Here is a 26,146-nt window from a genome sequence, read left to right as displayed (position 1 = left end):
GCGCCAGCGGGAGCATGAACCATGAACTCAGGCTCGCCCGACCTGATGACCATCCTGATCAACATCGGCGTGGTGATTCCGCCGACGATCTCGCTCCTGCAGACGCTGGTGGGAGTGATCGGCATCTGGCTGGTCGCCGGCGCGCTGATCGAGATGTGGGGCGTCAGCAATGACGGTGCGCTGAAGTATATTCCGGGAAAAAGCCGCTTTTCCGTCGGCTCGGCGATGGCGCAGCTGCTCGTCGGCAGCTTCCTGATGATGCTGGGCACGCTGGAGATGGTCGGCATCTTCAGCCGCACGTTCACGGGCGACTACGTCAACAGCAAGTTCCTGGCCTACACGCCCGGTGGCGGCGGCACGCTGCTGGAAAACGCACGCCTGGCCACCAGTGCCCTGTACGGGATCATGCAGATCGTCGGCTTCGTGGCGATGATCAAGGCGCTCATGACCATGAACCAGCGCGCCAACGGCCAGCAGAACGCCAGCGTCGGCCAGGCCTGCGCCTGGATGATCGGCGGCGTGGCCTGCTGGAACTTCAAATGGTTCGCCGAAATGCTCAACAACACCCTGGGTTTCAGAATCATCGGGCTGTTCTTGCCAACCTGAACGCCGATGCTCGCCGTACCGTCGTTGCCAACTCAAAGGAGTCATCCATGAATCCCCTGAAAGCGCTGTCGAACGCCATTGGGCAAAAGTACCTGACCGCCTGCGCGTGGACATCCACCCTGGCCGCCACCGCGCTGTCGTCCACGGCGTTCGCCCAGCTGACCCAGTTCGATCCTAATGCCAACAACGGCAAGGATCTCAGCACCGTCATCGTCAAAGCCGACTCGACCACCAGGGAGCTGGCCACCCTGTTCCTGTCGGTATTTGCTGTCATGGGTTTCGTGCTGATCGCCATCTCCCTGTGGAAGATGTACAAGGCGAGCAAGGACGAGCGCGAAACCCCGAAGGGCGCGATCGTCGGCCTGATCGTCGGCGGCCTGATGGCCGGCGTGACGACCGTGATGTGGATGGTGCGCAACCAGCTGCTCGGCACGGGCGTGTAAGCCATGGCAGCGGTGGCGACGACACCGCTGCGCGAGCAGGCGTCCGGGCTTCCCGGACGCCTGCGCCGGCAGCCCGTACTCGGTATCAAGCGTGGCGCGTGGCGCAGCGATGGTGAAACGCCGCCGGATTGCGTCGACGCTTTCCGCAGCGCCGCCGTCCGCGTACTGGCGCGGGACGGCGGCGTGTGCCATTTCTGCGGTTTCCAGGCCGATCGCTACCAGGAGGTCCATCACCGGGACGGCGATCACACCAACCTGGACGAGGACAACCTGGTCACGTGTTGTCCGCTGTGTCACCAGGTGCATCACCTGGGTGTTGCCGCGATGGCCGACAGCGGCTTCCTTGCCGCCATTCCGGAACTGACCCAGACCGAGATCAATCACCTGGCACGGGCCGTGTTCGTCGCGCCGCACCGGGGCGATGCCGCGCTGGGCGAGAAACTGCGCGGGCTGTACGCCGTGCTGGAGACACGCGGCCCTGACACGCTGGCCACGGTGTTCGGCGCAGGCGCCAGTCTCTACGACGTCGCCCAGGCCCTGGCCAGTTGCACCGACACGGTCTACGCGCGACGCGAGCACCTCTTCGACGCCCTGCGCCTGGTTCCGACTGCCAATGCCTTCCCACCGGAGCAGCTGACCTACTACGCCGGACACCTGCCGACGCACTTCCACGCCGGTCGATGGCTCTCGACGTTCCACGAGCTGCTGGGGTGAACCCTGTACTGCACCGGGCGGTGGCGAGCGCCCCTGCCGGAGCTGCGTCCCCGGGATGCGGCCTGACTGTCGCAACGCGCCACGCCATTCTCCGCACAAGGCCTGATTCATGAGTGCAACCAGCAAGCTCGAAGCCGTCCTCCTCCATGTCATCGGAAAGCTAAAGACCAGCATCCGCGACTACTGCGACCTGGAAACGATCGACGGTGGCCGCTGCCTCGTGGCCAACGACGGCTCGCTGGCCTCGATCATCCAGTTCCATGGCACCAAGTCCGTGCTGGGACGCGACCAGTACACGCGCCTGATCCAGCTGATGGAGACCTCGCTGTCGGTGTACTTTGCCAACCGCGGGCACCAGCTGCAGGTCGTCTTCCGCCGCGACCTGGATGCGCGCACCACGCTCGAGGGCATCGCGCTGCAGCAGCGCCAGAGCGCCGATCGCGTGGGTCTTTCGGTACACGACCTGATTGACGAGAACGTGCAGAAATATTCCGCGTACGTGTACGACGAAGACTGTTGGCTCGTCTGCTGGACCCGTCCCGCGCTGCTCGATCCGGTCGAGCACCGCCTGTCGCGCGATGCCGTCAACGACTTCCGCAAGGCATCGAACTGGCCAGCGATGGCCAACGGCCAGAACCTGCTGCGGCCGATCGCGCAACTGCGCGACCGGCACCTGGCGTTCGTCACCAAGGTCTGCGACGACCTGGGCACGCCCGAATTCGGCTGCTCGGCGGAACTGCTGTCGGTCGAGGCGGCCTTGCGCAGCATCCGCTACTGCGCCTATCCGGACATCACCAATCCCGACTGGACCCCGGCGATTCCCGGCACGAAGATTCCGTTCCGCTGGAAGACCAACGAGGACATGGCCGACCTGTCGGAAGTACTGTATCCCTCGCTGCCGGACCAAATCATGGTGGCCGGTGCCGAGATCGGCCAGGCCAAGAAGGGATCGTTGCTGCCGGACCCATGCACCATCCGCGTCGGCTCGCGCGTCTATGCACCGCTGGTCGTCGCCATTCCCCCGCGCGAACCGGAATTCTTCAACGACCTGTTCCACGCGCTCAACCGCGCGGAGACGGTCGAGCGCGGCGTCACGCGTGCCGTGCCGTACTGCATTTCCTTCATGCTCGAAGGCGACGGCATGAGCGTGATGATGTTCAAGAGCATCTTCTCGAACATCCTGGCCTTCACCAGCGAATCCAACCGCAACATCAACCTGGCCACGCGCGAGCTCAACGAGTACCGGCGCGACGGTGGCAAGGTGGTGAAGCTGCGCATCGCGGCGATGACCTGGTCGGGCATCAGCCCGGACGAAGTCAAGGAGCTGACGCTACGCAAGAACAAGCTGTGGCGCGCAATCGAAGGCTGGGGCAATCCGGTCGTGATCGAACGTACCGGCGACGCCATGCTGGCGTTCCAGAGCAACTGCCTGGGGCTGACCACCAAGCATATCGGTGATCCGTGTCCTGCCCCGCTGGGCGATGCGATCAAGCTGCTGCCGCTGACGCGCCCCGCCTCGCCCTTCGCCAGTGGTTCGACGGTCTACCGCAGCCTGGACGGCAAGATTCTGCGCTACCAGCGCTTCTCGTCCGAGCAGACGACCTGGATCACCCTCATCAGCGGCAAGCCCGGTTCGGGCAAGTCGGTGCTGATGAACTCGAACAATTTCGAGTCGTGCATCATGCCGGGCGCCACGCGCCTGCCCTTCATCTGCATCATCGACATCGGTGTTTCCAGCTCGGGCTTCATCGACCTGGTCAAGGACTCGCTGCGCGAAGACCAGAAACACCTGGCCATCTACAAACGCCTGCAGAATGCCCAGCGTGACGCGATCAATCCGCTGGACACCTCGCTGGGCCTGCGCGAACCGCTGCAGCGCGACCGCGATTTCGCCAAGAACTTCGTCACCATCCTGGTCACGCCGCCCGAACGCCAGGGCCTGCCCTACGAGGGCATGAGCAACTTCGTTGGCCGCGTCATTGACGTGACTTACCGCAAGAAGTCCGATGCGTACGAAAAGTCGCAGCCGGAAACCTACAAGCCCGGCCATGACCGCATGCTCGATGCCGCCGTGGCGCAGCTGCCGATCAAGGTGCGCCCGGCGACGACTTACTGGGAACTGGTCGACGCCTTGTTCGCCGCCGGCATGCACTACGAGGCCGAGGTGGCCCAGCGCTACGCGGTGCCGGTGCTCAACGACCTGGTGCAGACGGCGGCGTCGGAGGAAATCCGTTCCGAGTACGGCGAAATGACCGTCCAGGGCGGCCTGTCGATCATCAACGCGTTCATGGTCGGCATTCGCGAGGCGGTCGGTGACTTCCCGATCTTCTCCTCGCACACGCAGTTCGACATCGGCCCGTCCCGCGTGATGGCGCTGGACCTGCAGGACGTCGCCGTGCAGGGCTCTGACTCTGCCAAGAAGCAGACCTCGCTCATGTACATGATCGCGCGGCAGAGCTTCATGAAGAAGGTGGCCTATTCCAAGGAGGACCTGCCCGCGTTCACCGGCGCCTACCGTCACCACTTCGAGCGGCTGATCGGCGAGATCACCGACGAATACAAGGTGATGTGCATGGACGAATTCCACAAGACCGGCGGACATGCGGGCCTGAAGCTGCAACTGACCACCGACGGACGCGAAGCGCGCAAGTGGAACCTCGAACTGGTGCTGGCCTCGCAGCTGATGGAGGACTTCGGCGAGCTGACCAAGATCGCGACGTCCTTCTTCATGATGGACTCGGGCACCGAGCAGACCCGTGAGTGGCTGCGCAAGAACATCGGCCTCAACGAAGTCGAGGAGCGCGCCCTGGTGGGCTATGTGCACGGCGCAGGCCGCCACGGCGCCACCTTTCTCGCGCGCTTCCTGACCAAGAGCGCCGCGTTCACCCAGCTGTTCACCATGACCGCCGGGCCGATGCGCCTGTGGGCGCTGTCAACCACCGCCGAGGACCGGCGTTTACGCAGCATGCTCTATGACGTCATGCCCAAGCCCGTGGCGCGGCGCCTGCTGGCCGAGCAGTTTCCCAGCGGCTCGTGCAAGGCGATGGTGGAACGGCTCAAGACCGAACAATTCAAGAGTGGGACTTTCGTGGACGATGACATGACCGGATCGCTGGTGGAGCGCATCGGCAAAGAGCTGATCGAAACCTACTACCAGCGTGGCCTGAACGAAGCGGCCTGACACAGGATCGTCCGCCATGCCCCATTACAAAGGCGCGTCACGGGCCCATGAAGTCAATGCCAGCCGGCGGCGACGGGACACGCGTCGGCTCGGCCAGAAGTTCCGGGATTTTCTCGATTCCGCCGACGGCATCGTCGCTGGACTGGTCGCGCTGCCGATCGCCGCGGTGCTCCTGATCAAGGTGCCCTTTTCGGGCGAACTGATCCTTCTGATTGCCTGGCTGTTCTACCGCCGGGCAATCTCCACGCGCCGGCGCGCCTTCGACTTCCCCTATCGCGCGCCGATGCACGCCGGGCTGCGCGACGGTTCGGCCAAGGACGGCAAGGCGTTCGGCGAGGGCATCACCTACATCGGCTTTGACCAGGAAACCCGCGACCAGATCTACGCCGGCAACTCGGACCTGCGCACGCATATGCTGGTGCTCGGCACCACCGGCTCGGGCAAGACCGAGTTCCTGCTGGGACTGGTCTTCAATGCCCTGGTGCAGAACACCGGCTGCATCTACGTCGACGGCAAGGGCGACCCCAAGCTGCAGAAGGAAATGTTCCGCCTGGCGCGCTATCTCGGGCGCGAGGACGATCTGCTCCTGGTCAACTTCATCACCAGCGGCCGCGATTTCATCGACAAGCAGCCGGACAAGGTCACCAATACCCTTAACCTGATGGCGAACACGTCGTCGGGCATGCTGATCGAGCTGATCGTGTCGCTAATGGATGACGCCGGCGGCGACGGCATGTGGAAGGGGCGCGCGATCATGTTCGTGGCGGCGTTGACGCGCCCGCTGGTGTTCCTGCGTGACAAGGGGTTCATCAACCTCTCGCCGGACAAGTACCTCGAATACTTCGAGCTGCACGTCATCGAAACCCTGGTGTGGGAACACGACGGTCGTTACGGCGAGGGCTTCGACGCGATCGTTGCGCCGCTGCGCTCGTACCTTCTCACCCTGCCGGGCTACCAGCGCGGCAAGGTCAAGAAGCAGGAGCAGAAGACGCTGGAACAGCACGGCTTCATCGTGATGCAGCTGACGCGCATCTTCAACGACCTGTCGTTCAACTACGGCCACATCTTCAAGACGCGCGGTGGCGGCGACGTCGACTTCTACGACGTGGTGCTCAACCGTCGCATCCTCGTCGTCCTGCTGCCCGCGCTCGAACGCGCGCCGGACAGCCTGCGCATGCTGGGCAAGATGATCGTGGGCAGCATCAAGCAGATGATGGCCGGCTGCCTGGGCAATCGCGTGGAAGGCGCGGTGCGCGAAATCATCGATTCGCGCCCGACCAATGCGACCACGCCGTTCTACTGCATCCTCGATGAATACGGTTACTACGCCGTGCTTGGTTTTGCGGTGGCACCGGCGCAGGCGCGGTCGCTCGGTTTCTCGGTGATCTTCGCGGCGCAGGACTTCTCTTCGCTGAAGAAGTCATCGGCCGAAGAGGCCGATGCGACCTGGGAGAACACCAACCTGCGCGCCATCGGCCGCATCACCTCGGGTCAGGAATCGGAGACCTGGCGGCGTATCGAAGGCGCTGCCGGACAGACGCAGGAAGCCGTCGTGCAGGGATTCGACCGCAAGTCCGGCGCATTCAGCGACCGGCTCAGCCAACAGGACACGATCGGCATCGAACGGCGCAGCCGGCTGGACTACGACGACCTCGCCATGCAGGAGAACGGCGAGTTCCATTTCCTGATCGGCAAGAAGGAAAAGAACGGTCAGGGCGGCGGCGTGCGCGTGATCCGCGGCATGGGCTTCTACACGGCCGGCCCCGCGCCGCGCGAGATCCGCATCAACGACCTGCTACCGATCGAGCAGCCCGAGGCGGATGAGTTGCCCGGCGGTGCGCGCATCGCCCAGGGTATCCTCGCCGCGCTGACCGATGGCAGCCTGCCGGGTGCGGTTCGCGCCGCGCTGCGCCCCGACCATGTACTGACGGGATTGCGCGGTGTGTTCCGGCTGGCCGATGAGCGCCTGCCGCAGGCCGATGCGTCGGCCGCGCAGGCGGCGCTGGGCTGGTTCCTCGCCGGTGCCAAACCGCTGCCCGGCGCACCGGTCCCGCCTCCGGCGGTGCGCACGGAAAACGCCGCAGCGCCGGCCCCGTCCCCCCAGAAACTCACTGCGGACGAGGTGCTGGCGCGCCTGGCCAGCGGCATTGTCACCGTGGCGGCGTCGGCGGGCATCGTGGCCGGCGGCGACGGCTGGATCCGCGCGCACGATCCGGCGGACGTGGTGGTTCCGGTGCCCGGCGATATCGTCGAGCGCGACCGCTGGCTGGCCGTGGACCTGGCGGCCCGCGATCGTCCGTACGACAGCCTGGAAGAAAAGTGGATGATGGAAGAACGCTGCGAAAGCGTGCGGGATCGCCTCGGCGGCGTGGACGTGCCGTCCGGGACGCGGGCACGGGCGGGGTCCGTGCCGCGTCGGGAAACGGTCGATGGCGGCGGCACGGGGTGGTCGTAGCAGTAGTGCGGCGGTAGAGACGGCGGTGCGGAACGGCGCCGGGCCATCAATCGGGAGGAAACGCCATGGGTGTGTTCGGCGGTATCGCCAAAGCGGCGAAGTTCGTGGTGGTATCCCTGCCTATGCAGGTGCTGGGTGCCGGGCAGATCCGTCGCAATAATTCCCTGATCGCCTCGCTCTGGCGCAACCTGCACAACCCCGTCTGCCCGGAGTGCCAGAAGGCTGTGCTCGAACCGGTGGGCAGCGAGGACGGCGCCTGGTCGTGCAAGAACTGCCGCTTCACCGTGGCCGACCGGAATGGCATCGCCGCGGTGCGCGAAGCGGCGAAGGGCCGGCGCAATGAGCTGGTGCGCACGATGTATGCGGCGACTGACCAGGACGAACGCAAGGACATCGCCCGGCGTCACCGCCTGGTGTCACGCTGCTGCTTTGCCGGCGCGGCCTTTACCGTGTGTGGATTTCTATACTATGTCGCAACCGGCGCATCGGTCATCCTGGCGCTGAACTGGCTGGCCTTCGCGCTGGTGTGCTGGACCCACGGCATGAAGCGCTCCTACCGCTCCTGGCAGGTGCTCAACGGGCAACTGTTCGTCGAAGGGGCATTCTGGGTGTGGCTCAAGGAGGAACGATGGCTGGTCTGAGCAGCCTGGCGCTGCTCGCCGCGACAGCCAGCGGGTCGGTGGGGGACGATGACTTCTACGCCTACAAGCCCGCCTCGGTTGCCTGCGTGATCGAGGCGGCGCGGCGCCAGCGCGTGCCGGCCAATATTCTGCTGGCCATCGCGACGATCGAATCGGGCAGGAACGGCCAGCGCGTGACCAACAAGAACGGCACGCAGGATATCGGTCACTTCCAGATCAACAGCATTCACTGGCGCGGCGACCTGGCCGTCGTGGCGCAGGAAGACGCGGCCTGGCGCGGGTGCTACAACGCCGAGCTTGCGGCGTGGATCCTGCACCGGCACCTGGCTGACCCGGCGGAGCCGGACTACTGGACGCGCGCGGCGAACTACCACTCGCGCACGCCCCGGTTCAACGCGATCTATCGCGGCAAGCTGGTGCCACTGGCACAACGCTGGGGCGAATGGCTGCGTGCGCACCACCGTGATCTACCCGTGCGCTACGAAACCGGTCCGGCGACGACGGCCGTGACAGCCGCCGTCGCCGCTTCCACAAAACCCCAGTGACAGGCGGCGGGCGGATCTAGCTCTCGGCGAGGTAGGTGTAGCCGGTGAGGCCGGTTTCCAGCGCAGCCTCGAAGTGCGCGACCTGGCTGGCATCCAGCCCCGACGCCGCGATCTTGTCGCGATAGGCCGCGCGCAGTGCCGCCAGGTCATAGCCGACGTAGTCGAGCATCACATCGCAGGTGTCACCGCGCTTGAAGGCCGTGAGCTCGGCCTTGCCCTGCGCATCCAGGCGCACGCTGAGGGCGTCGGTGTCGCCGAACAGGTTGTGGATGTCGCCCAGGGTCTCCTGGTATGCACCGACCAGGAAGATGCCGAGGCGATAGGGCTGGCCCGGCTGCAGGGCATGCAGCGGCAGGCTGACGTCGATGCCGTCTTCCTCGACATACTGGTCGATGCGTCCGTCGGAATCGCAGGTCAGGTCGCCGATGACGCCGCGGCGCGTGGGTTCCTCGTCCAGGCGTGTGATCGGGACGATCGGAAACACCTGGTCGATGGCCCAGACGTCCGGAATCGATTCGAACACGGAAAAATTGACGAAGTATTTGTCGACCAGGCGCAGGTCGAGTTCGTCGATCGCCTGGCGATGCGCGCGCTCGTCCGGCTTGAGGCGGCCGCGCACGACATTGACGATGGCGTAGAACAGGTCGTCCAGGCGCGCCCGGTCGTCCAGCGACAACTGGCCCAGGGCGTAGAGCGTCTGGCCCTCGGCCACGTGGTGCAGGGCTTCCTGGTAGAGCTCCATCACCGGCCGCTCGTCCAGTTCGGCGTAGATGTCACGCAGGTGGCGCAGCACCGCCGGCTCGTTGGGGCGCGACGGCGGGATCGCGCCCTCGGGCGCCTTCTCCACTTCGCTGACATTGACGACGAGCACCGCGTGATGGGCGGTCATGGCGCGGCCAGCCTCGGTGATCACGCGTGGCGCGGGCAGGCCGTGCTCGGCGCAGGCCTCGGCCAGCGGCTGCACGATGGTGGCGGCGTACTGCTCCAGCCCGTAGTTGATCGAACAGAAGGAACGCGAGCGCGACCCTTCGTAGTCCACGCCCAGGCCGCCGCCGACGTCCATGGTGGAGATGGGCAGGCCCATCTTGGACAGTTCCACAAAATAGCGCACCGCCTCGCGCACGCCGCCGGCGATGTCGCGCACGTTCGACAGCTGCGATCCCATGTGGAAGTGCAGCAGCTTGAGGGTGTGATCCAGCCCCGTGGCCTTGAGCTGGTCGACCAGATCCAGCACCTGGCGCGGCGTGAGGCCGAACTTGGCTTTGTCGCCGCCGGTGTTCTGCCACTTGCCGGCACCCAGCGTCGCCAGGCGCATGCGCACGCCCAGCAGCGGCTCAACGCCCAGGGCACGCGACTCCTCGATCACATGGGTGAGTTCGGAGGGCTTCTCGATCACGATGTAGATCTCAAGGCCCAGGCGCCGGCCGATCAGGGCCAGGCGGATGTACTCGCGGTCCTTGTAGCCGTTGCAGATCACCGTGCTGCCCGGGCGGGCCAGCGCCAGCACCGCCATCAGCTCGGGCTTGGACCCGGCCTCCAGGCCGAAACCGGCGTCGCCCTGCGAGGCCAGTTCACCGGCCACGCCGCGCTGCTGGTTGGTCTTGATGGGGAAAACGGCGGTGTAGCCGCCGGTGTAGTCCCAGTCGGCCATGACCTTGGCGAAGGCCGCCTGCAGGCGCGACCGGCGGTGGTGCAGGATGTCCGAGAAGCGGACCAGCAGCGGCAGGCGCGAGCCGCGCGCGGTGGCTGCAGAGACGATGTCGTCCAGGCACACGCGCGGGCCTTCCGGCCCCTGCGGCTGCGCCACGACGCGACCCTGCGCATCGACATCGAAGTAGTTTTCGCCCCAGTAGGGCACGGCGTAGCGCTGGCGCGCCTTTTCCACGTTCCACGTAGTCATCGACAGTAACTCCGTCATCACGATGAGACGCGTCGCAGCGGCGGGGCCTGGACGTCAAGCGACCCCCGGGGCCGGAAGCCTCGCACGCCGCGGGGCCCTGGGGGCCGGCTATTGTAGCGGCGCGCCGGCCGGGGTGGGGGGCTGGCGGCCTGTTGCGTAAAGAATGCGCACGGCCGCGGTACCGCGCGTTCCAAGTGCCGCTGTTACCGGTACAATCGCGCGCCCCGAATACCCACGAGCATCGAGTAGACCGTCATGTCCGATACCACCTGGTTCACCGAACAGCACGAGCATTCCGGCTCGTCGATCGGATTTCGCGTGAAGCAGCTGCTGCATTCGGAGAAATCCGATTTCCAGACGATCGAGATCTATGACTCGACCGACTGGGGCAAGGTGATGGTCATCGACGGCTGCATGATGCTGACCACCCGCGACAACTTCCTCTACCACGAGATGATGTCGCACCCGGCGCTGTTCACCCACGCCCGTGCCAAGCGCGTGGTGATCATCGGCGGTGGCGACTGCGGCACGCTGCGCGAAGTGCTGCGCCACGACGAGGTCGAGAAGGCCATCCAGGTCGAGATCGACGAGCGTGTCACGCGCCTGGCGGAAAAGTACTTTCCGGAACTTTGCGAAGCCAATAACGACCCGCGCGCCGAACTGCTGTTCATCGACGGCATCAAGTACATGGCCGAAGCCGAGCCCGAGTCGATCGACCTGATCATCGTCGACTCGACCGATCCGGTCGGCCCGGCCGAGGGCCTGTTCAACGCCGCGTTCTATGCCACCTGCTACAAGGCGCTGCGTCATGGCGGCATCCTGGTGCAGCAGTCGGAATCGCCGCTGGCGCACCTGGAGCTGATCCAGTCCATGCGCGTGGCCATGCGCACCGCCGGTTTCCAGGCGACCAAGACCCTGAGCTTCCCGCAGCCGTGCTATCCGACCGGCTGGTGGAGCTGCACCATGTCGCGCAAGGGTGCCGACCTGGCGGGCTTCCGCGAACGCGGCGCCGCCAGCAAGCAGTTCCCGACCCGCTACTACAACGTCGACATCCACAAGGCCGCGCTGGCGCTGCCCGAATACGTGCGCGAAGCCCTGGGCGAAGCCTGATGCGGGGTCTGGTGCGCGCGGCGGTGCTGATCGCCGCGTGCCTGGCGGCCGGTGCCGCCTCGGCAAAGCGCTTCCTGATCGTCCAGCCGCCCGAGGGCGCGAACATCGGCGTGGCCAACGTCATGTCGCCGGTGGCCTGGCACGTCCACACCGGCGTCACCGTGTTCGGCGCCTACAAGACCGAGCTGCCGAACGACTGGGATATCCCCGGGACGGCCACGGCGGCGGCGATGCAGTCGCTGGGCGAGGCCGGCTACACCGTCGTGCCGGTGACCTTGCCCGCGGATTTCGCGGCGCAGCTGGCGGACGGCACGGCTTTCGACCGCGTCTGGACCGGCGGCCCGACGAAAAAGACACTCAAGCAGGTCGATGCGCTGCTCCAGCAGCACCAGCTCGGCGCGCTGGTCGTGCTGCGCACCTTCGAGGGCTCCCTCTCCAACCCGCAGATGAACTGGAAAGGCAGCAACTACGGCCTCATGACCATTCTGGGCAAGGATCCCCGTCGCGGCTTGCTGTACGCAAACGTCGACCCGATGATTTTTGCCCCGGGTCCGGCGCGCCAGGTAACGCCCGATCCCTGCGTGGCGTATCCGCAGATCGTCCTGCCGGACCTTCCGGTCGAGCTGAAGGCCGCCACCACCGAGCACCTGGCCTTTATCGCCGAGCCGCTCAAGGCCCTGGTCGACACCAAGGTCCGCTATGCGCTTTACCGCAGCATGATCGTGCGACAGGAAGTCGAATGCCCCGCGCCGGGTGAGCGCGCCGGTACGCAATAGACTGGCGCGGGCGGACGTCCCGGGCACTTCATGGTCGCATCCTTCGCTTTCATCCTCATCCTGCTGGGCCTGGGCAAATACCTCGCCCTGCGCCGCCTCGTGCCCGAGAGCGCGCCGGACGCGCTCAACATGGTCGTGCTCTACGTCTGCCTGCCGGCATCGGTCCTGCTCAATGCCTCGAAGCTGACCTGGAGTCTGGACGTTCTGGGTGTCGCCGCCGTGCCGTGGGTGCTGCTGGGCGTGAGCACCGTGATGGTGGTGGCGCTGGCGCGCCTCACCCGGATGCGCCGGGACGCGACCGCGCTGCTGCTGCTGGAAGTTCCGCTGGGCAACACCTCGTTCCTGGGCTTTGCCCTGGTGCCGGTACTGGCCGGTGCCGAGGCATTGCGCTATGCGGTGGTGTTCGACCAGCTCGGCAGCTTTCTGATCCTGTCGATCGTGGGCCTGTCGGTCATCGCGTACTTCGCCGGCGGCGAGCGGCCGGGGCTGCGCGCGATCGTGCGCCGCGTGGCGGGATTTCCCCGGTGCTGGCCCTGGTTGCTGCCCTGGTGGCCATGCCGGACGAACCGCCCGAGGCGATCCGCCTGATGCTGCAGTCGCTCGCCGGCGCGCTGCTGCCGCTGGTGTGCCTGGCGCTGGGCATGCAGTTGAAGTTCAAGCTGCCGCGCGAACACCGGCTGCCGCTGGCGATCGGGCTGGCCGGAAAGCTGCTGCTGATGCCGCTGGTCGCGCTGGCGCTGGCACAGGTGATGGACCTGGCACCGGCCGTGCGCGCGGCCGTGGTGCTGGAAGCGGCGATGCCGCCGATGATCACGGCGGCGGCGCTGGCCGCGATGGCGGGTCTTGCGCCGGAGCTGGGTGCCGCGCTCGTCGGCTACGGCACCTTGCTCTCGTGTGTGACGTTGCCGCTTTGGAGCCGCGTGTTGCAGGCGGCTCCCGGCTAGCCTACTTGCGCTTGGCCAGCGGAAGGTCGGCCTGGGTCCACGCGGCCACGCCGCCGCCCAGGGTGTAGACCTTCTTGAAGCCGGCCTTGACCAGGCGCGAGGCGGCGCCCGAGGAGGTCTGGCCGTTGCGGCAGACCACCGCGACGGGCAATTCCTTCACCTTGGCCAGGTCCTTGTGTTCCGGATCAAACTGGGCCATCGCGACGTTGCGCGAAGTCGGGATGTGCCCCTTGTCGAAATCCGCCTGGGGCGAGACGTCGACCAGCAAGGCGTTTTCCTTGTTGATCAGCTGGGTCAGCTGCGCCGGCGTGACTTCCTTGTAGCCGCGGAACAGCCGGCTGGCTTCCAGGCTGATCAGGGCGAACAGGATGCCGACGAAGGCCATCGACAGGATCGGATGGGCCTGGATGAAGACAGGCAGGTGCTGCAGAAACTCGGACATTGCGCAAAACCGGTTCGGGCTCGGGGACCGGCGATTATCGGCCACGACGCGCCGGCCGCCTAGCGGCGGCGTGGCAGGGGAGGCCGGTCAGTTGCGCTGGGTCAGGTCCGGCGGACCGCTCATCAGCCACCAGCGCTTGCCCTTCTCGTCCCAGCGCCAGGTCTGGCGGTCGATCACCGAGCGTTCGGACTGGGTGTGCTGGTTGATGACGCCGATCTCGACCAGCTGGCGGATTTCGGTCTTGCTGACCTGCACGGGCGACTGGGCGTGGTAGTAGCTGACCCGGACGTGGCGGTAACGCGCCAGGTCCACGCCGGAGATGGGGTGTTCCTTGAGCCAGGCCGGGTCGATGAAGGCCAGGCCCTGTTCGAACCCGCTCCAGCGCAGCGTGGCGGCGTAGTCCATGAGCGTCTGGTCGAGCGCTTTGTCCTTCTTGCTGCGCGCCTGGGCGGTGCCAGCGAGCGACAAGAGCACGAACACAGCCGCAAGCATCGCCTTGATCCAGCGTGACATAGCCACCTCCGCGGTGTTGATCGGCCGGATTGTGCCGTACTGGGGCGCGGTTTTCAGCCAACCCCGGCACGCGCGGCCTGGACCGCCGGTTCACGCCGCAGCGCCACGAAGCGGGCTTCCAGGGTGGTTGCCGGCTGGCCGTTTGCGTCGGCGACCACGGCGACGACGCGCAGGCGCCCCTTGCCGCGGGCGTTGATCATGCCCAGGAAACTGTCCCAGCTGTCGCCGTCGGCCACCCGGGCCTCGGCGCGGATCTCGCCCCACACCGGCGCGAGGTAACGCAGTTGCGAATCCTGCACGTATACATCGCAATCGTGGCCGGCCTCGCGTAGCCGCAGCACGATCAGGGCCCAGCCCGACAGCGTCAGCACACTGGCCAAACTGCCGCCAAAGGCGCAGCCTTTGTCATTGATGTTGGGGCCGAGCGGCGCCGCCAGTACGATGCGGTCACCGGCAGTGCGATCCACGCGCAACTCCATTGCGCGGGCCAGGGGGATCTCCGAGAGGATTTCGCGCTCCAGCGCGTTGACGAGAACGGCACTCATGACAGACGGGACGACAGGCAAGCGGGGCGCGCACGGTGCCATGCCGCCGGTCGACCCACAAGCCGTTTTCCGGCCGAAAGGACCATTCCATGGCGTATCCACAATCCCCTGAACGGGGTCCCGACCTGACCGGCGCGGGCGTCATCGTGACCCGTCCGAGCGGTTCCGCCGATGCCGTGCTGCGGCGCATCCGCGCGCTGGGCGGCGAGGGCATCGCGCTGCCCGGACTGAGCCTGCGCGGCCCGGAGGATCCGGAAGCCGCGCGTGCCGCGTTGCACCTGGCGGCGCGTTCCAATATCGCTGTTTTCGTCAGTCCCATGGCTGTCCGCTTTGCCTGGCAACTCGCGCCGAACCTGCATTTCCCGGCGCGCACCCAGGTCGCCGCCGTCGGACGCGCAACGGCTGCCGCCCTGCGGCGTCGCGGCGTCGCCCGCGTGGTCGAGCCTGCCACCAGCCAGGACAGCGAAGGCCTGCTGGCCCTGCCGGCGATGCGTTCGGTCCGCGGTGCGGCCGTCGCCGTGATCGGCGCACCTGGCGGACGTGACCTGATGCCCGGCGCCCTGCGCCGCCGCGGTGCGCACGTGGCACAGGTGGATGTCTACCGCCGCGCTGCGCCGCGCTGGACCCGGCGTCATTTTGCCGCCCTCGACACCGCGCCGCGGCCGCGCATCCTGCTGTTGTCCAGCGCGCAGGCGCTGGCCAATCTGGCAACCGGACTACCGGCCGGGCTGGTCCTTGCCCTGCGCGAGGCGGAAGTCGTGGTCAGCAGCGGCCGCCTGTGCGAGCTGGCGCGGGAGCACGGCTTCGGCCGCGTGCACGTGGCGAAGTCAGCCGTCACGGACGACATGCTCACGGCGGCCGCGCAGGCGCTGGCGCGACATCGCCTGTAGGCGACGGCGAAGACGACTGTAGCCTGCCACGGACGGTGGTCTATCCAGGCAACCGTGACCGGTACCACGGCACCAGGCCCTGCGCGCCACGTCAGCTGGATTCTTCGGTACGATGCGGACTATGCCTATGGATACCCCGGATACCGCGACACCTGCGTCGTCGCCCGCGGTCGCAACGGAACCGCGCCCTGCCATGCCTTCACCGCCGCCGCGTTCCCGCGGCGGCTCCGCTGCGCTCCTGATCGGCACGCTGGCGCTTGCCGTCTCGGGTGTGGCGCTCTGGCGCGCCGCATCGATCAACCGCGGCGCGGAGCAGGCGGTGAAGTCGCTGGAACTGATCACCGTCGACGTGGAGGGCCTGCGTCGCAGCGTCGAGACCGAGCGGCGCGAACGCGATCAGCTGCGCCAGCGATTGATCGACGCGGAGAACGTCAACAAATCTCTGCGCGAAGAAGTGCTCGGCGTCAGCGAGCGTGCCCGCGTGCTCGAGGATGCCATCGCCAACGTGACCGAGCGGCATCTGTCCGGCCACGACGCGATGATGCTGGAGGAGGCCGAGACGGTTCTCCTTCTTGCCAAGGAGCGCTTCGAACTTTTCAACGATGCGGCATCGGCGGTGCGCGCCTACGCGATCGCCGACGCCGCGCTGGCGACGGTGACCGATCCGGCGTTTGCCGCCGTGCGCGAAACCGTCGCGGTCGAACAGCGTGCCCTGCAGGCCGTGCAGGCGGCGCCGGCCAGCGCCGGCATCGCCGAGCTGGAACGGATCCGCGCCGCGTTGCCGTCGCTGCCGCCGGCCAGCCCTGTAGATACGGGTGCATCCCAGGGCGATTCGCGCCTGTGGCGCGTGCTGGGCCAGTTCGTGCGCGTCAGCCGCGTCGACGCCGGCGGCGCATCGCCGCACGACGTCACGCTGCTGCGCGGCCTGATCGGACTGGATCTGCGCGCCGCCGAGCTGGCCCTGCTCGAGCGCAATCCCCAGGCGCTGCAGGTCGCGGTCAAGAATGCCAAGGCGCAGCTGTCCGTCGCGTTCGATGCGCAAGCGGTGCCTGTGAAAGACGCGCTGTCGGCGCTCGGGAAGCTGCAGGCCGCCACGCCGGCGACGCCTCCCGAACTGGGTGCCGCGCTGGCGGAACTGCGGCGCCTGCGCGCCACCAACGCCGAGCGCCGGCGCGCGCCGACGGAAGGTGAGCCGACGTGAAATACTGGATTTCCGGGCTCCTCCTCGTCGCCGCCATGCTGGCAGCGGCCTACGGCTACCAATGGGTGGCGGCCAATCCGGGCTACGTGCTGATCCGCTACGGCAACACCGCGCTGGAGACGACACTGGTGCTGGCGATCGTCGCGCTGGCGTTGTCCTGGGCGGCATTGACCCTCGCGTGGCGTCTGGCGCGCTGGCCGCTGCGCCTGTGGTCGCGCCGTGCGCGCAAGAAGAGCCGCGAACGGCTCGCCGCGGGCCTGGTGGCGCTGACCGAAGGCCGCTACCAGCGCGCCGAGAAGGAACTGGCACGAGCCACGCAATATCACGAACTGCGCGCACCGGCCCTGCTGGCGGCTGCCCGCGCCGCACTGGCGCAAGGGGAGAGCGCACGTGTGGATGCGGTGCTGGGCGAAGCCGCGGCGGCCGCGCCGGCGGCAGCCCTCACCCTGCGGGCGCGGCTCAAGCGCGAGCAGGGTGAGCACGCCCAGGCCTTCGAGTTACTCGCACCCGAAGCGCGCACCAATACGCTGGTTCCCGCCGCGTGGGTGGAATACATCGAAGCGGCATTGGCGATCGGCAACGCCGATGCCGCCTTCGCCGCGTTGACGCCGCTGGCGCGTACCCAGTCGTTGTCGCACACGCGCCTGGAGGCGATCGAGGCACGGGTGATCGCCGCCGCCCTGTCGGCGCAGACGAACGCCGAGGATCTCAATACCTTGTGGGCCTCGTTGTCGCGGGGGCAGCGGCGCATCGTGCCGGCACTCGTCGCGTACGCGACGCGGATTGCCGCGCTGGGCCAGCCGCTGGCCGGCATGAGCGAGATCGAGGCCTACCTGCGCAAAGACTGGTCCGACCCGGTCGTGCTGGCCTACGCCGAACTGCCCGGCGCCGATGCGGCCGCGCGGTTGCGTACGGCGGAATCCTGGCTCAAGGCACACCCGCATTCGCCGGCCCTGCTGGTCGCGCTCGGCCGCCTGTGCGCGGCGGCACAGGTGTGGGGCAAGGGACGCGAATACCTGGAACGGGCGCTGGCCCTGCACGACAGTGCCCTGGCCTGGGAAGCCCTAGCCGACTGCGTCGCCGGCGATGGCGATGCCACCCTGGCGACGGCGTGCTACCGCAACGCCTTGCGTAGCGCGCGTGGCGAGCCCGTACCCGGCCTTGCCCAGGTATTGCCGCGGGCTGTCCCCGACACGCGCGCACTGATCGGTGAGGAACGCAGCGAACACGGTGTTCCGCGCCTGCCCGGCAGCGTCGGCTGACACCTGCCGGACGCGCTTTGCGCACATGAGCGGGATGGGCGGCGTGAACGTCCCGCTGCCTGTTCCGATCGCGCGCTCCGCCACCGGTAGCATGGCCAAATTGGCGGCGACGCATGGCTCGGGCACGAAGGGCTGCCCTATAGTCGACGCGGGCAGGTTGCGCTGCCTCGCCGGCCCCGCGATGTGGGCGCCGCGTTGCCCCACGGGCCGGATGGCAGCGTTCGTAATCGCGATCTTCTCGACCAGAGCACTGACAAGGAACGTATCCCGTGAGTCGTTTGTGCTGCACTGCGTCATAAGCGCATAGAGCCAGGCCATTTCCCGGCCGGTGGGATGCAGGGGCATGCTCCGACGCCCCGCCGAGCTGGCCTTGATGGCCGCGACGCTGACGAATTCCCTTCCTGGAGAAACCCCGCATGCGAATCCCGACCTCGCCGCGCGCGCGGCTTGGCGCAAGTGTTGTGCTGCTCTTCCTGCCCCTGGCGGGCGCCCTGGCTGACGCACCGGCGGAGGCGGCCGACGCCGCGCCGAACCCATCAGCTGCCCCCTCGGCCGCCAGCGCGACGCCGGACACCCGGTCCGCCGAATCTCTTCCGCAAGTCATCGTCACCGGTTCGCGCATTCCGCGCGCGACCGTGGAGGGTCCCTCGCCGGTCATCGTGATCGACGGTGCCGCGATCGATCGCCAGGGATTCCGCAATGCCTACGATGCCATCAGTTCACTCAGCCAGAACACCGGCACGGTGCAGGGCGAGGACTTCGGCAACACCTTCACGGCGGCCGCGAACACGATCAACCTGCGCGGGCTGGGCCCGAACCATTCGCTGGTGCTGATCAACGGCCGGCGCGTCGCCGACTATCCGATCGCATACGAAGGCTCGGTCAACTTCGTCAACCTCGCCAATATCCCCAGCGCGATGATCGATCGCATCGAAGTGCTGGGTGGCGGCGCATCGGCGATCTACGGTTCGGACGCGGTCGCGGGCGTGGTCAATATCATCCTCAAGCGCCGCGTCGACGAGCTGGCCATCAACCTGCGTCTGGGCGGCACGGAAGAGGGCGGCGGCGCGAACCGGCGCCTGCAGCTGATCGGCGGCAAGCACTGGGGCGCGCTGGAGGCGGTGCTCGGGATCGAACTGGCCGACCGGCAGCCGATCTGGGGCACGGACCGCGATTTCATGGACTCCTACCTCGACAATCCCAATCCGGATACGGTGCTGCTTCCGACGGCGACGTTCTACCGCTCCAATGCGCGCACCGGCCGCTACTTCGATCCGGGCGAAGGTACCTGCGAAGCCCTGGGCGATCTCTACAACGGCACCCTGGTGCGGGCGCAGAGCGCGCGCTACGGGTACTACTGCGGCTCGCCCACGGCCCTGCCGACCTACTGGACCGTGCAGACCGGCAAGCGCAACGTCAGCGCCTTCGGCGCCGTGCGCTATCCCATTAACGACCAGCTTGAGTGGTTCGCCGACCTGATGATCGGCGTCGACCGCATCCGCAACAACACCCGTCCCTCCAGCTGGACGTCCGCCGGCAACTATTTCTACAACGAAACAACCAGTACCTATGAAAAATGGTACCGGCGCCTGGCGCCGGAGGAAATCGGCGGCCGCGAGCAGGTCAATGCGCACTACTTCGAGCGCTCCTGGAATATCAGCACTGGCGTGAACGGTTCGCTGGCCGATGGCGATTGGGCCTACGAGATCGTCGCGAACCGGTCCGAGTACGCCAACGCCACGCGCCGGCGCACCTTCCTGGCCGGGCTGGATGAATTCTTCCTCGGCCCGCGCCTGGGCGATCGCGACGGCATCCCGGTCTACGCGCCGAATCCGGCGCGGCTGTTCACGGCGCTCACGCCCGCCGAGTACAAGGCACTGACCGGGCACTACACCAGTCATAACGACTCGTCGACTCAGAACGTCTCGGCCAGCATCAACGGCGAGCTGTTCGCGCTTCCCGGCGGCAACGCGGGATTTGCCGCGGTGGCGGAAGTGGGCACGCAGTCGTTCGCCAACGAACCGGATCCGCGCCTGGGCAATGGCACGTTCTGGAACACCAGCGCGGGCATCATTGCGAACGGCAGCCGCGACCGTTTTGCCGCAGGCGCGGAACTGAAACTGCCGCTGTGGTCGCGCCTGACCGTGTCGACCGCCGGACGTTACGACGAATACCGCTTCGCCGGCCGCGAGGATGGCAAGTTCACCTACAACCTGGGCCTGGAGTTCCGCCCGCACGACACGGTGCTGCTGCGCGGCAACTACGCCACCAGCTTCCGCGCGCCGGACATGAACTACATCTTCGCGCCGGAAACCCGCGGCTATAACCCTGGCATGACCGACTACTACCGCTGCCGCCTCGCCAACCAGCCGTACGACGACTGCGACTACAACGGCCTGAATATCAACTACACCAGCCGCGGCACGGCTGACCTGAAATCGGAGAACGGCGAATCCTTCGGCTTCGGCGCCGTCTGGTCGCCATCGGCGGAATTTGACCTTTCTGCGGACTACTACAACATCGACCTCAGCGACCAGGTGACCAACCTCAGCTCCAGCGGCATCCTGCGCGACGAGGCCGACTGCCGGATGGGCCAGACGCTGGGCGGCGAAGCGCGTGACATCCATTCCGCGCTGTGCCAGGACGCACTCGCACGCGTGCTGCGCAATCCACCCGACGCCAACATCGATCCCAATGCCGTGCAGCGCGTACTGATCAATCCGATCAATGCCGCAACCGAACGCACCGCCGGCGTCGACGTGAAGGCCAACTACCGCCTTGAAACCGACCACCTCGGCAAATTCCGCTTCGGCCTGGGCGGCACCTTCGTCATCTCGCACAAGTACCGCCAGTTCTCCACCGACGAATACTTCGACTACCGCAATTCGCTCAACTCCAGCAACTGGCGCAGCAAGGTCGACGGCACCATCAGCTGGAGTATCGGCGCATGGAACGCCAACCTCTACGCGCTGCGCTACGGAACGATCTCGAACAACTACGGCACCGGCCGTATCGCTCCGGTGGTGCGCTACAACGGCAGCGTCGGCTACCAGGTCGACAAGAACCTCGCACTCAAGCTGGCGGTGAACAACATCCGCAATTCGCGTCCGCCGGTGGATACCAGTGGCTGGCCGTTCTACTTCACCGGCAACTACAACCCGTACGGCAGGCAGGTGTGGGTTGAGATTGACTATCGGCTGGGACGGGCGGAGTAACGTCGTCGGCACCGCGCCAGGCGCACTGCGTCTTCTGTAGGTTGGGCTTCGCTGCAGCGATGCCCGACATCGCCGGGCGCATTGGTGTATTTGGGCATCAGAAGGCAAGAGCGTTTCGTCTGTCCTTCGGCCAGCCGACTTACTTCTCTTTGCTTGTGCAAAGAGAAGTAAGCAAGAGAAAGCACACCCCAGGCGGGTTGGTGCCTGGCCATCCATGGCCAGGCACTACGCGAGTCCCCTCCGGGGTTTGGTGAAGGGCCATCCTGGCCCTGCACCAAACTCGCGCACATCCCTGTGCGCGCCCGCCTCCGGCGGCTATCCTACGGGGCCTCGCCAACCCTAATGGGGCCCCATTTAGAAGCGGCGCGCATCCTGCGCGCAGAAGCAACGGCAACGGCAAGAAGCTGACATCGCTACGCCTGCTGTAGCCCGGGTCAACCCGCAGGGTTCACCCGGGGTGAACGTGCGTCGACGTCAGAAGATGCGCCACGTCGTGTGGGTGACGATGTGTAGACGGCAATCGTGATTCACCCCGGGTGCGCTGCGCTTACCCGGGCTACAGAATCGAAAGCACTGTACTCGGCTTCAATGAGGCCGTTGAAAAACTCGCCGGGCCAGCGCCTAGCGCCGCTCCACGCTCACGCCCTGCAGGTTGCCATTGCGGAAGGTGAGGATGCGCAGGAAGCGGTCGTCGCCGAAGTCGTAGGTCCATTCTTCCAGGCGAATGGGCCGGTAGCGCTCATTGCCGCGGCCGTCGCGACGGATCTCGGCTTCGCGCAGGTTGCGGCGAGAGGCCGGCTCGCCGCACCAGGCAACGATTTCGCCGGCGGAGGTGCCGGAGGGCGCGGTGTCGAGGTGGCAGCTGTCGCCGATCTGGTTGACTCCGTAGCCGAGGGTTTCCTCGCTCTGCAACCGGCCGTTGTGGAAGACCAGGCGCACCAGCAGCTTGCGCGGACCGAAGTTGTAGTACCAGGCGTCGTACTGGTTTTCGATCTGGCGTTCGTACGGGCCGTCAGCACCGTGCACATCCACGCTGTAGTAGCGATCCACGTAGTACGGCATGCCGCAGCGCTCGCGGACCGAGCCGTCGCGGTCGCCCTCCTGCACGATACGGCTGCCGCAGCGCAAAGCCATCGCTGGCGTGGTGGCCAGGAGCAGGGCGGGAAGGACCAACCAGCGGAACATGACCGGACTCCTGTCAAAACGATTCGGATGGGGCTTGCCAGAGCGTCTTTCCGATCACACCACACGCCAACCCGTTCTGGAAGAACGTTCCGGCGATGCCGCAAGCGTCGCTACAGTCCGTGGATTCCGGCGCGGTTGCGCAGGATTTCCGCCAGCACATCCGGCGCGTAGTCAAAGCTGTCGTAGTAGAGCCGCTCTTCCGGCAGGCCCGCTTCCACGAAGCAGCGTCGTCCGGCGTCAATCATGGCCGGCGGGCCGCTCATGTACACATCGCAGGCGGAAAGATCGGGAAGATCCTCCGCCACGGCCTCGTGAACCAGGCCGCTGCGCAGGCCGTGCGCAAACTGCGGATCGGAGACCACCGGGTGGTAGTGGAAGTTCGCATGCTCGGCAGCCCACTGCCGGGGCAGGGCGGCCTGGTAGAGATCCGCGGCATGGCGCGCCCCCCAGTAGAGAGTCATCGTGCGGCGCGTCCCCAGGTGCAGGAAGTGCTCGATCAGCGCTTTCACCGGCGCAAAGCCGGTGCCGCCCGCGACGAAGAGCATCGGGCGTTCGGAATCCTCGCGCGGCACGAAGGTGCCCAGCGGCCCCTCCACGCGCAGCACGGCGCCCGGCGCCAGCGACTCGAACACCTGGCCGGTGAATCCGCCCCCGGCGACATGCCGGATGTGCAGCTCGATCCGGTCGTCCGTGTGCGGCGCGTTGGCGATGGAAAAGGCGCGGCGCTTGCCATCGGGCAGGAGGACGTCGAGGTACTGGCCCGGCAGCCGCGTCAGGCGCTCGCCGCGCGCCGGTTGCAGCAACAGCTGCATGACGTCGGGAGCGAGCAGCTGCTTGTGCTGCAGGCGCAGCGCCAGCATGCGCTTGGGGATATCCGCCACCGAGGCGACTTCCCGGGCGAGCAGGGTCAGGTCGCCGCGCGGTACGGCCTGGCACAGCAATACCTGGTGACGTGCCTGCTCGGAGGCATTGAGCGCACTGGGCGGGTTGCGCGGATAGCACACCTCGCCTTCGACGAGGCTCGCCTTGCAGCTGCCACATACGCCCGCCAGGCACGAATAGGGCAGGGCCAGCCCGGCCCGCTGCGCGGCTTCCAGGACGGTTTCATCGGCGCGGACTTCAAATCGCTTGCCGCTGGCCTGCAGGGTGACGGTATGCACGCGCACTTCCGCTGTGGTGACCGGCGATTGTCGCCCAATGTCGGCAGCGGATGAAGGGCGCGGCGGCGGCCCTCGCCCTTCCGCCACGCCCGCCGAACCGGTGTAATGCGTCTTTTCCCGACGGGCCGACCTGATGACGCTGTGGCACCACCTGCCTGACCTGGACACCATCAACGGGTGGAACCGCGACACAGCGGCCGCTTCCCTGGGCATCCGCATCACCGAGGTCGGGCCGGACCACGTCACCGGCACCATGCCGGTCGACGGCCGCACCCGCCAGCCCTTCGGTCTTCTGCATGGCGGCTCGTCGGTATTGCTGGCCGAGACGCTGGGAAGCCTGGCGGCCAATCTCACCGTCGACAGCCAGCGCGAGCTGGCCGTGGGTCTGGAAATCAACGCCAACCACGTGCGCCCGGTTCACCAGGGCCAGGTCACGGGCACCGCGCGGCTGCTTCATCGGGGCCGCACGACACAGGTGTGGGAGATCCGCATCGTGGACGATACCGGCCAGCTGTCGTGCATCTCGCGCCTGACGATGGCGGTCGTGGCCCGCCGCGAGTCAGCGGGATGAGCGTCGAGGCCCCCTATGAGCAGCTGAGCCCGCAACGCGTGCTGGCGGCGGTGGAAGCCCTCGGCCTGTTCACCGACGGCCGCCTGCTCGCGCTCAACAGCTTTGAAAATCGCGTGTACCAGGTCGGCATCGAGGATGCCGCGCCCGTTGTCGCCAAGTTCTATCGACCCGGACGCTGGACCGACTCGGCCATCGCCGAGGAGCATGCCTTCGCTGCGGAACTGGTCGCCGCGGAGTTGCCGATCGTCGCGCCACTGTCCATCGAAGGCCGTACCTTGCATCACGTCGAGGGCTTCCGGGTGGCCCTGTATCCGCGCAGGGGCGGACGCGCGCCGCTGCTGGAGTCGGCCGATCACCTGGCCTGGATGGGCCGGCTGATCGCACGAATCCACAGCGTCGGTGCGCGCGGTGCATTCCGCCATCGCGGTGCGATCGACTTGAACACCTTCCATCGCGACGCGGCCGCGGCCGTGGAAGGATCAGGACTGCTGCCGCCTGGCCTGGAACGGCGTTACCGGAGCGTCATCAATGCGCTGGCGGCGCCGCTGGCCGCGGTCTTCGCGGCGGTGGAGCCGCGCACGCTGCGGCTGCATGCCGATTGCCATCCCGGCAATGTCCTGTGGACCGACGATGGCCCGCATTTCGTCGACCTGGACGATGCCCGCATGGGCCCGGCCGTGCAGGATCTGTGGATGCTCGCAGCCGACCGGCGCAGCCTGGACCTGCTGCTGGAGGGCTACGTCGAATTCCGGGATTTTGACCCGGCAGAGCTCGCCTTGATCGAACCGCTGCGGCTGCTGCGGCAGATCCACTGGGCTGGTTGGATCGCCGCGCGCTGGCACGATCCGGCGTTTCCGGCCGCGTTTGCCTTCGTCGGCGAAGCGCGCTGGTGGGAGCAGCACGTCAACGACCTGCAGGACGCCGCCGCGCGCATGACCGACAGTGAATGAAAACACGCCGCAAAGCGGCGGGCCAGGCGTATTCCGTGGCGCGGAATGGCGCGCTTGGTTACAGTTCGGCAGATGAATGCCGCCGCCGAAGACACCACGACCACCGCATCACGCCCTGATCGCCTGCGACCGTTGCGGTATCTGGTACGCGCACCCCTTTTGCTGGTGCACGTGCTGATTGCGCTGCCGCTGGCGCTGCTGGTGATCAATCCGCTGGGCGCCAGGATCCGTGTCGGCCCGCACCGGCTGGATCACTGGATGGTGTGTTGGTGGTCGCGCTGGCTGGTGCGCTGCTTTGGTTTCAAGGTCAAGCGTTTTGGCCAGCCAGTGCCGGGTGCGGCCCTGTTTGTCGCCAATCATGTCTCCTGGCTGGACATCGAACTGCTGCACAGCCAGGCCTTCCTGTGCTTCGTGGCCAAGGCGGAAATCAGCCGCTGGCCCCTTGTGGGCTGGCTGGCGGGCCGCGCGGGCACGATCTATCACCAGCGCGGCAGCGGGCATTCGCTGGCGTCGGTGATGGAAGTGATGGTCGAACGGTTGCGTTCGGGGCTGCCGGTAGGGGTTTTTCCGGAGGGCGGTACCGGTTCGGGCGAGCACGTGCGGACCTTTCACGCGCGCATTTTCCAGGTCGCGGTCGATGCCGGCGTGCCGGTGCAGCCGGTGGCACTGCTGTACGGTGACAACGGCCGCCAGGATCCGGCCGTGCCGTTTGGCCCGGGTGAGAGCTTCCTGGCCAACTTCCTGCGTGTGCTGGGCGGGCGGTCGATGAGCGCCGAAGTACACTTTTGCGAGCCCTTGTCGTCCAGCGATGACGGACGCCGCCGTACCGCGGAAACCGCGCGCTCGCGGATCGTCGACGCGCTCGGCCACGCCGAGTAAGCGCCGTGCGCTGATCGT

Annotated in this window: 24 protein-coding genes; 18 read left to right on the top strand and 6 right to left on the bottom strand. The window is 66.9% G+C overall.

The window, feature by feature from the left end; all coding sequences use genetic code 11:
• Window positions 1-21: 21 nt before the first annotated feature.
• The 7 genes from N4264_RS01395 to N4264_RS01365 all read left to right on the top strand — a co-directional run bounded on the left by N4264_RS01395 (window position 22) and on the right by N4264_RS01365 (window position 8,585).
• A complete protein-coding gene (locus tag N4264_RS01395; RefSeq protein WP_261695293.1) occupies window positions 22-606 on the top strand; it encodes a type IV secretion protein DotIE in 585 nt (194 codons plus the stop codon).
• A 47-nt stretch (window positions 607-653) separates the two neighbouring features.
• Window positions 654-1,049, top strand: coding sequence for a hypothetical protein (locus N4264_RS01390; protein ID WP_261695292.1), 396 nt, complete (start codon window positions 654-656; stop codon window positions 1,047-1,049).
• A gap of 3 nt (window positions 1,050-1,052) precedes the next feature.
• On the top strand, window positions 1,053-1,763 hold the full coding sequence (locus N4264_RS01385) for an HNH endonuclease (protein WP_261695291.1): 711 nt from the start codon (window positions 1,053-1,055) through the stop codon (window positions 1,761-1,763).
• A gap of 109 nt (window positions 1,764-1,872) precedes the next feature.
• The gene (locus N4264_RS01380) at window positions 1,873-4,944 is read left to right on the top strand and encodes a putative type IV secretion/conjugal transfer ATPase (RefSeq protein ID WP_261695290.1); all 3,072 of its coding nucleotides are present in this window, start codon (window positions 1,873-1,875) and stop codon (window positions 4,942-4,944) included.
• A gap of 16 nt (window positions 4,945-4,960) precedes the next feature.
• On the top strand, window positions 4,961-7,399 hold the full coding sequence (locus N4264_RS01375; protein WP_261695289.1) for a TraM recognition domain-containing protein: 2,439 nt from the start codon (window positions 4,961-4,963) through the stop codon (window positions 7,397-7,399).
• A gap of 65 nt (window positions 7,400-7,464) precedes the next feature.
• Complete coding sequence (locus N4264_RS01370) at window positions 7,465-8,040, top strand: hypothetical protein (protein ID WP_261695288.1); 576 nt, start codon at window positions 7,465-7,467, stop codon at window positions 8,038-8,040.
• Window positions 8,028-8,585 (top strand): transglycosylase SLT domain-containing protein, encoded by a 558-nt coding sequence (locus tag N4264_RS01365; protein ID WP_261695287.1) that lies wholly within the window; start codon window positions 8,028-8,030, stop codon window positions 8,583-8,585. Before N4264_RS01370 ends, N4264_RS01365 begins: the two co-directional genes overlap by 13 nt.
• 16 nt (window positions 8,586-8,601) lie before the next feature.
• On the opposite strand, the gene speA is transcribed toward N4264_RS01365, so the two are convergent.
• Complete coding sequence (gene speA, locus N4264_RS01360) at window positions 8,602-10,485, bottom strand: biosynthetic arginine decarboxylase (protein ID WP_261695286.1); 1,884 nt, start codon at window positions 10,483-10,485, stop codon at window positions 8,602-8,604.
• A 255-nt stretch (window positions 10,486-10,740) separates the two neighbouring features.
• On the opposite strand from speA, the gene speE reads away from it, so the two are divergent.
• Genes speE through N4264_RS01340 form a run of 4 tightly spaced genes read left to right on the top strand, consistent with a single transcriptional unit; the run spans window position 10,741 to window position 13,315 of the window.
• The gene (gene speE, locus N4264_RS01355; protein ID WP_261695285.1) at window positions 10,741-11,595 is read left to right on the top strand and encodes a polyamine aminopropyltransferase; all 855 of its coding nucleotides are present in this window, start codon (window positions 10,741-10,743) and stop codon (window positions 11,593-11,595) included.
• The gene (locus N4264_RS01350; protein ID WP_261695284.1) at window positions 11,595-12,371 is read left to right on the top strand and encodes a hypothetical protein; all 777 of its coding nucleotides are present in this window, start codon (window positions 11,595-11,597) and stop codon (window positions 12,369-12,371) included. Before speE ends, N4264_RS01350 begins: the two co-directional genes overlap by 1 nt.
• Before the next feature lie 30 nt (window positions 12,372-12,401).
• Window positions 12,402-12,959 carry an AEC family transporter gene (locus tag N4264_RS01345; RefSeq protein ID WP_261695283.1) on the top strand — a complete coding sequence of 186 codons (558 nt, stop codon included), beginning with the start codon at window positions 12,402-12,404 and terminating at the stop codon, window positions 12,957-12,959.
• Window positions 12,926-13,315, top strand: a complete 390-nt coding sequence (locus N4264_RS01340) for an AEC family transporter (protein ID WP_261695282.1) — start codon at window positions 12,926-12,928, stop codon at window positions 13,313-13,315. Before N4264_RS01345 ends, N4264_RS01340 begins: the two co-directional genes overlap by 34 nt.
• A 1-nt stretch (window position 13,316) precedes the next feature.
• Here N4264_RS01340 and N4264_RS01335 read toward each other — a convergent pair whose 3' ends face one another.
• The 3 genes from N4264_RS01335 to N4264_RS01325 form a co-directional block, all read right to left on the bottom strand.
• Window positions 13,317-13,757, bottom strand: coding sequence for a rhodanese-like domain-containing protein (locus tag N4264_RS01335; RefSeq protein WP_261695281.1), 441 nt, complete (start codon window positions 13,755-13,757; stop codon window positions 13,317-13,319).
• An 87-nt stretch (window positions 13,758-13,844) separates the two neighbouring features.
• Window positions 13,845-14,270, bottom strand: coding sequence for a hypothetical protein (locus N4264_RS01330; protein WP_261695280.1), 426 nt, complete (start codon window positions 14,268-14,270; stop codon window positions 13,845-13,847).
• 53 nt (window positions 14,271-14,323) lie between these two features.
• The gene (locus N4264_RS01325; protein WP_261695279.1) at window positions 14,324-14,815 is read right to left on the bottom strand and encodes a YiiD C-terminal domain-containing protein; all 492 of its coding nucleotides are present in this window, start codon (window positions 14,813-14,815) and stop codon (window positions 14,324-14,326) included.
• 89 nt (window positions 14,816-14,904) lie between these two features.
• Here N4264_RS01325 and N4264_RS01320 point away from each other — a divergent pair, with 89 nt between their 5' ends.
• From N4264_RS01320 to N4264_RS01305, 4 genes are all read left to right on the top strand, one after another.
• On the top strand, window positions 14,905-15,705 hold the full coding sequence (locus N4264_RS01320) for a uroporphyrinogen-III synthase (protein ID WP_261695278.1): 801 nt from the start codon (window positions 14,905-14,907) through the stop codon (window positions 15,703-15,705).
• A gap of 193 nt (window positions 15,706-15,898) precedes the next feature.
• Window positions 15,899-16,906, top strand: a complete 1,008-nt coding sequence (locus tag N4264_RS01315; protein WP_261695277.1) for a uroporphyrinogen-III C-methyltransferase — start codon at window positions 15,899-15,901, stop codon at window positions 16,904-16,906.
• Complete coding sequence (locus N4264_RS01310) at window positions 16,903-18,168, top strand: heme biosynthesis HemY N-terminal domain-containing protein (RefSeq protein ID WP_261695276.1); 1,266 nt, start codon at window positions 16,903-16,905, stop codon at window positions 18,166-18,168. The genes N4264_RS01315 and N4264_RS01310 overlap by 4 nt, the downstream gene beginning before the upstream one ends.
• A gap of 416 nt (window positions 18,169-18,584) precedes the next feature.
• Window positions 18,585-21,383, top strand: coding sequence for a TonB-dependent receptor plug domain-containing protein (locus N4264_RS01305; RefSeq protein ID WP_261695275.1), 2,799 nt, complete (start codon window positions 18,585-18,587; stop codon window positions 21,381-21,383).
• 621 nt (window positions 21,384-22,004) lie between these two features.
• On the opposite strand, the gene N4264_RS01300 is transcribed toward N4264_RS01305, so the two are convergent.
• Together N4264_RS01300 and N4264_RS01295 are read right to left on the bottom strand one after the other, a co-directional pair.
• Window positions 22,005-22,568: a DUF2845 domain-containing protein gene (locus N4264_RS01300; protein ID WP_261695274.1), complete on the bottom strand. Its 564-nt coding sequence runs from the start codon at window positions 22,566-22,568 to the stop codon at window positions 22,005-22,007.
• Window positions 22,569-22,678: 110 nt separating this feature from the next.
• A complete protein-coding gene (locus N4264_RS01295; RefSeq protein ID WP_261695273.1) occupies window positions 22,679-23,728 on the bottom strand; it encodes a CDP-6-deoxy-delta-3,4-glucoseen reductase in 1,050 nt (349 codons plus the stop codon).
• 133 nt (window positions 23,729-23,861) lie between these two features.
• On the opposite strand from N4264_RS01295, the gene N4264_RS01290 reads away from it, so the two are divergent.
• The 3 genes from N4264_RS01290 to N4264_RS01280 all read left to right on the top strand — a co-directional run bounded on the left by N4264_RS01290 (window position 23,862) and on the right by N4264_RS01280 (window position 26,128).
• Complete coding sequence (locus tag N4264_RS01290) at window positions 23,862-24,299, top strand: hotdog fold thioesterase (RefSeq protein WP_261695272.1); 438 nt, start codon at window positions 23,862-23,864, stop codon at window positions 24,297-24,299.
• Window positions 24,296-25,249, top strand: coding sequence for a serine/threonine protein kinase (locus N4264_RS01285; protein ID WP_261695271.1), 954 nt, complete (start codon window positions 24,296-24,298; stop codon window positions 25,247-25,249). The genes N4264_RS01290 and N4264_RS01285 overlap by 4 nt, the downstream gene beginning before the upstream one ends.
• Before the next feature lie 72 nt (window positions 25,250-25,321).
• Window positions 25,322-26,128, top strand: a complete 807-nt coding sequence (locus tag N4264_RS01280; RefSeq protein WP_261695270.1) for a lysophospholipid acyltransferase family protein — start codon at window positions 25,322-25,324, stop codon at window positions 26,126-26,128.
• The last annotated feature ends 18 nt before the right edge of the window (window positions 26,129-26,146 follow it).

Origin of the sequence: Tahibacter amnicola, assembly GCF_025398735.1 — a bacterium.
Classification (GTDB): domain Bacteria; phylum Pseudomonadota; class Gammaproteobacteria; order Xanthomonadales; family Rhodanobacteraceae; genus Tahibacter; species Tahibacter amnicola.
The sequence above is the reverse complement of the archived record's forward strand: the minus strand, read 5'-3'. Positions and strand labels throughout refer to the sequence as shown.

Bases quoted from the DNA above. Each gene is read 5' to 3' on its own strand.
- N4264_RS01380 (WP_261695290.1), top strand. From the start codon at position 1,873: ATGAGTGCAACCAGCAAGCTCGAAGCCGTCCTCCTCCATGTCATCGGA.
- N4264_RS01390 (WP_261695292.1), top strand. From the start codon at position 654: ATGAATCCCCTGAAAGCGCTGTCGAACGCCATTGGGCAAAAGTACCTG.
- N4264_RS01365 (WP_261695287.1), top strand. From the start codon at position 8,028: ATGGCTGGTCTGAGCAGCCTGGCGCTGCTCGCCGCGACAGCCAGCGGG.
- N4264_RS01345 (WP_261695283.1), top strand. From the start codon at position 12,402: ATGGTCGCATCCTTCGCTTTCATCCTCATCCTGCTGGGCCTGGGCAAA.
- N4264_RS01305 (WP_261695275.1), top strand. From the start codon at position 18,585: ATGCGAATCCCGACCTCGCCGCGCGCGCGGCTTGGCGCAAGTGTTGTG.
- N4264_RS01290 (WP_261695272.1), top strand. From the start codon at position 23,862: ATGACGCTGTGGCACCACCTGCCTGACCTGGACACCATCAACGGGTGG.
- N4264_RS01340 (WP_261695282.1), top strand. From the start codon at position 12,926: ATGCCGGACGAACCGCCCGAGGCGATCCGCCTGATGCTGCAGTCGCTC.
- speA (WP_261695286.1), bottom strand. From the start codon at position 10,485: ATGACTACGTGGAACGTGGAAAAGGCGCGCCAGCGCTACGCCGTGCCC.
- speE (WP_261695285.1), top strand. From the start codon at position 10,741: ATGTCCGATACCACCTGGTTCACCGAACAGCACGAGCATTCCGGCTCG.
- N4264_RS01350 (WP_261695284.1), top strand. From the start codon at position 11,595: ATGCGGGGTCTGGTGCGCGCGGCGGTGCTGATCGCCGCGTGCCTGGCG.
- N4264_RS01320 (WP_261695278.1), top strand. From the start codon at position 14,905: ATGGCGTATCCACAATCCCCTGAACGGGGTCCCGACCTGACCGGCGCG.
- N4264_RS01335 (WP_261695281.1), bottom strand. From the start codon at position 13,757: ATGTCCGAGTTTCTGCAGCACCTGCCTGTCTTCATCCAGGCCCATCCG.
- N4264_RS01325 (WP_261695279.1), bottom strand. From the start codon at position 14,815: ATGAGTGCCGTTCTCGTCAACGCGCTGGAGCGCGAAATCCTCTCGGAG.
- N4264_RS01280 (WP_261695270.1), top strand. From the start codon at position 25,322: ATGAATGCCGCCGCCGAAGACACCACGACCACCGCATCACGCCCTGAT.
- N4264_RS01385 (WP_261695291.1), top strand. From the start codon at position 1,053: ATGGCAGCGGTGGCGACGACACCGCTGCGCGAGCAGGCGTCCGGGCTT.
- N4264_RS01330 (WP_261695280.1), bottom strand. From the start codon at position 14,270: ATGTCACGCTGGATCAAGGCGATGCTTGCGGCTGTGTTCGTGCTCTTG.
- N4264_RS01300 (WP_261695274.1), bottom strand. From the start codon at position 22,568: ATGTTCCGCTGGTTGGTCCTTCCCGCCCTGCTCCTGGCCACCACGCCA.
- N4264_RS01315 (WP_261695277.1), top strand. From the start codon at position 15,899: ATGCCTTCACCGCCGCCGCGTTCCCGCGGCGGCTCCGCTGCGCTCCTG.
- N4264_RS01395 (WP_261695293.1), top strand. From the start codon at position 22: ATGAACTCAGGCTCGCCCGACCTGATGACCATCCTGATCAACATCGGC.
- N4264_RS01285 (WP_261695271.1), top strand. From the start codon at position 24,296: ATGAGCGTCGAGGCCCCCTATGAGCAGCTGAGCCCGCAACGCGTGCTG.
- N4264_RS01375 (WP_261695289.1), top strand. From the start codon at position 4,961: ATGCCCCATTACAAAGGCGCGTCACGGGCCCATGAAGTCAATGCCAGC.
- N4264_RS01370 (WP_261695288.1), top strand. From the start codon at position 7,465: ATGGGTGTGTTCGGCGGTATCGCCAAAGCGGCGAAGTTCGTGGTGGTA.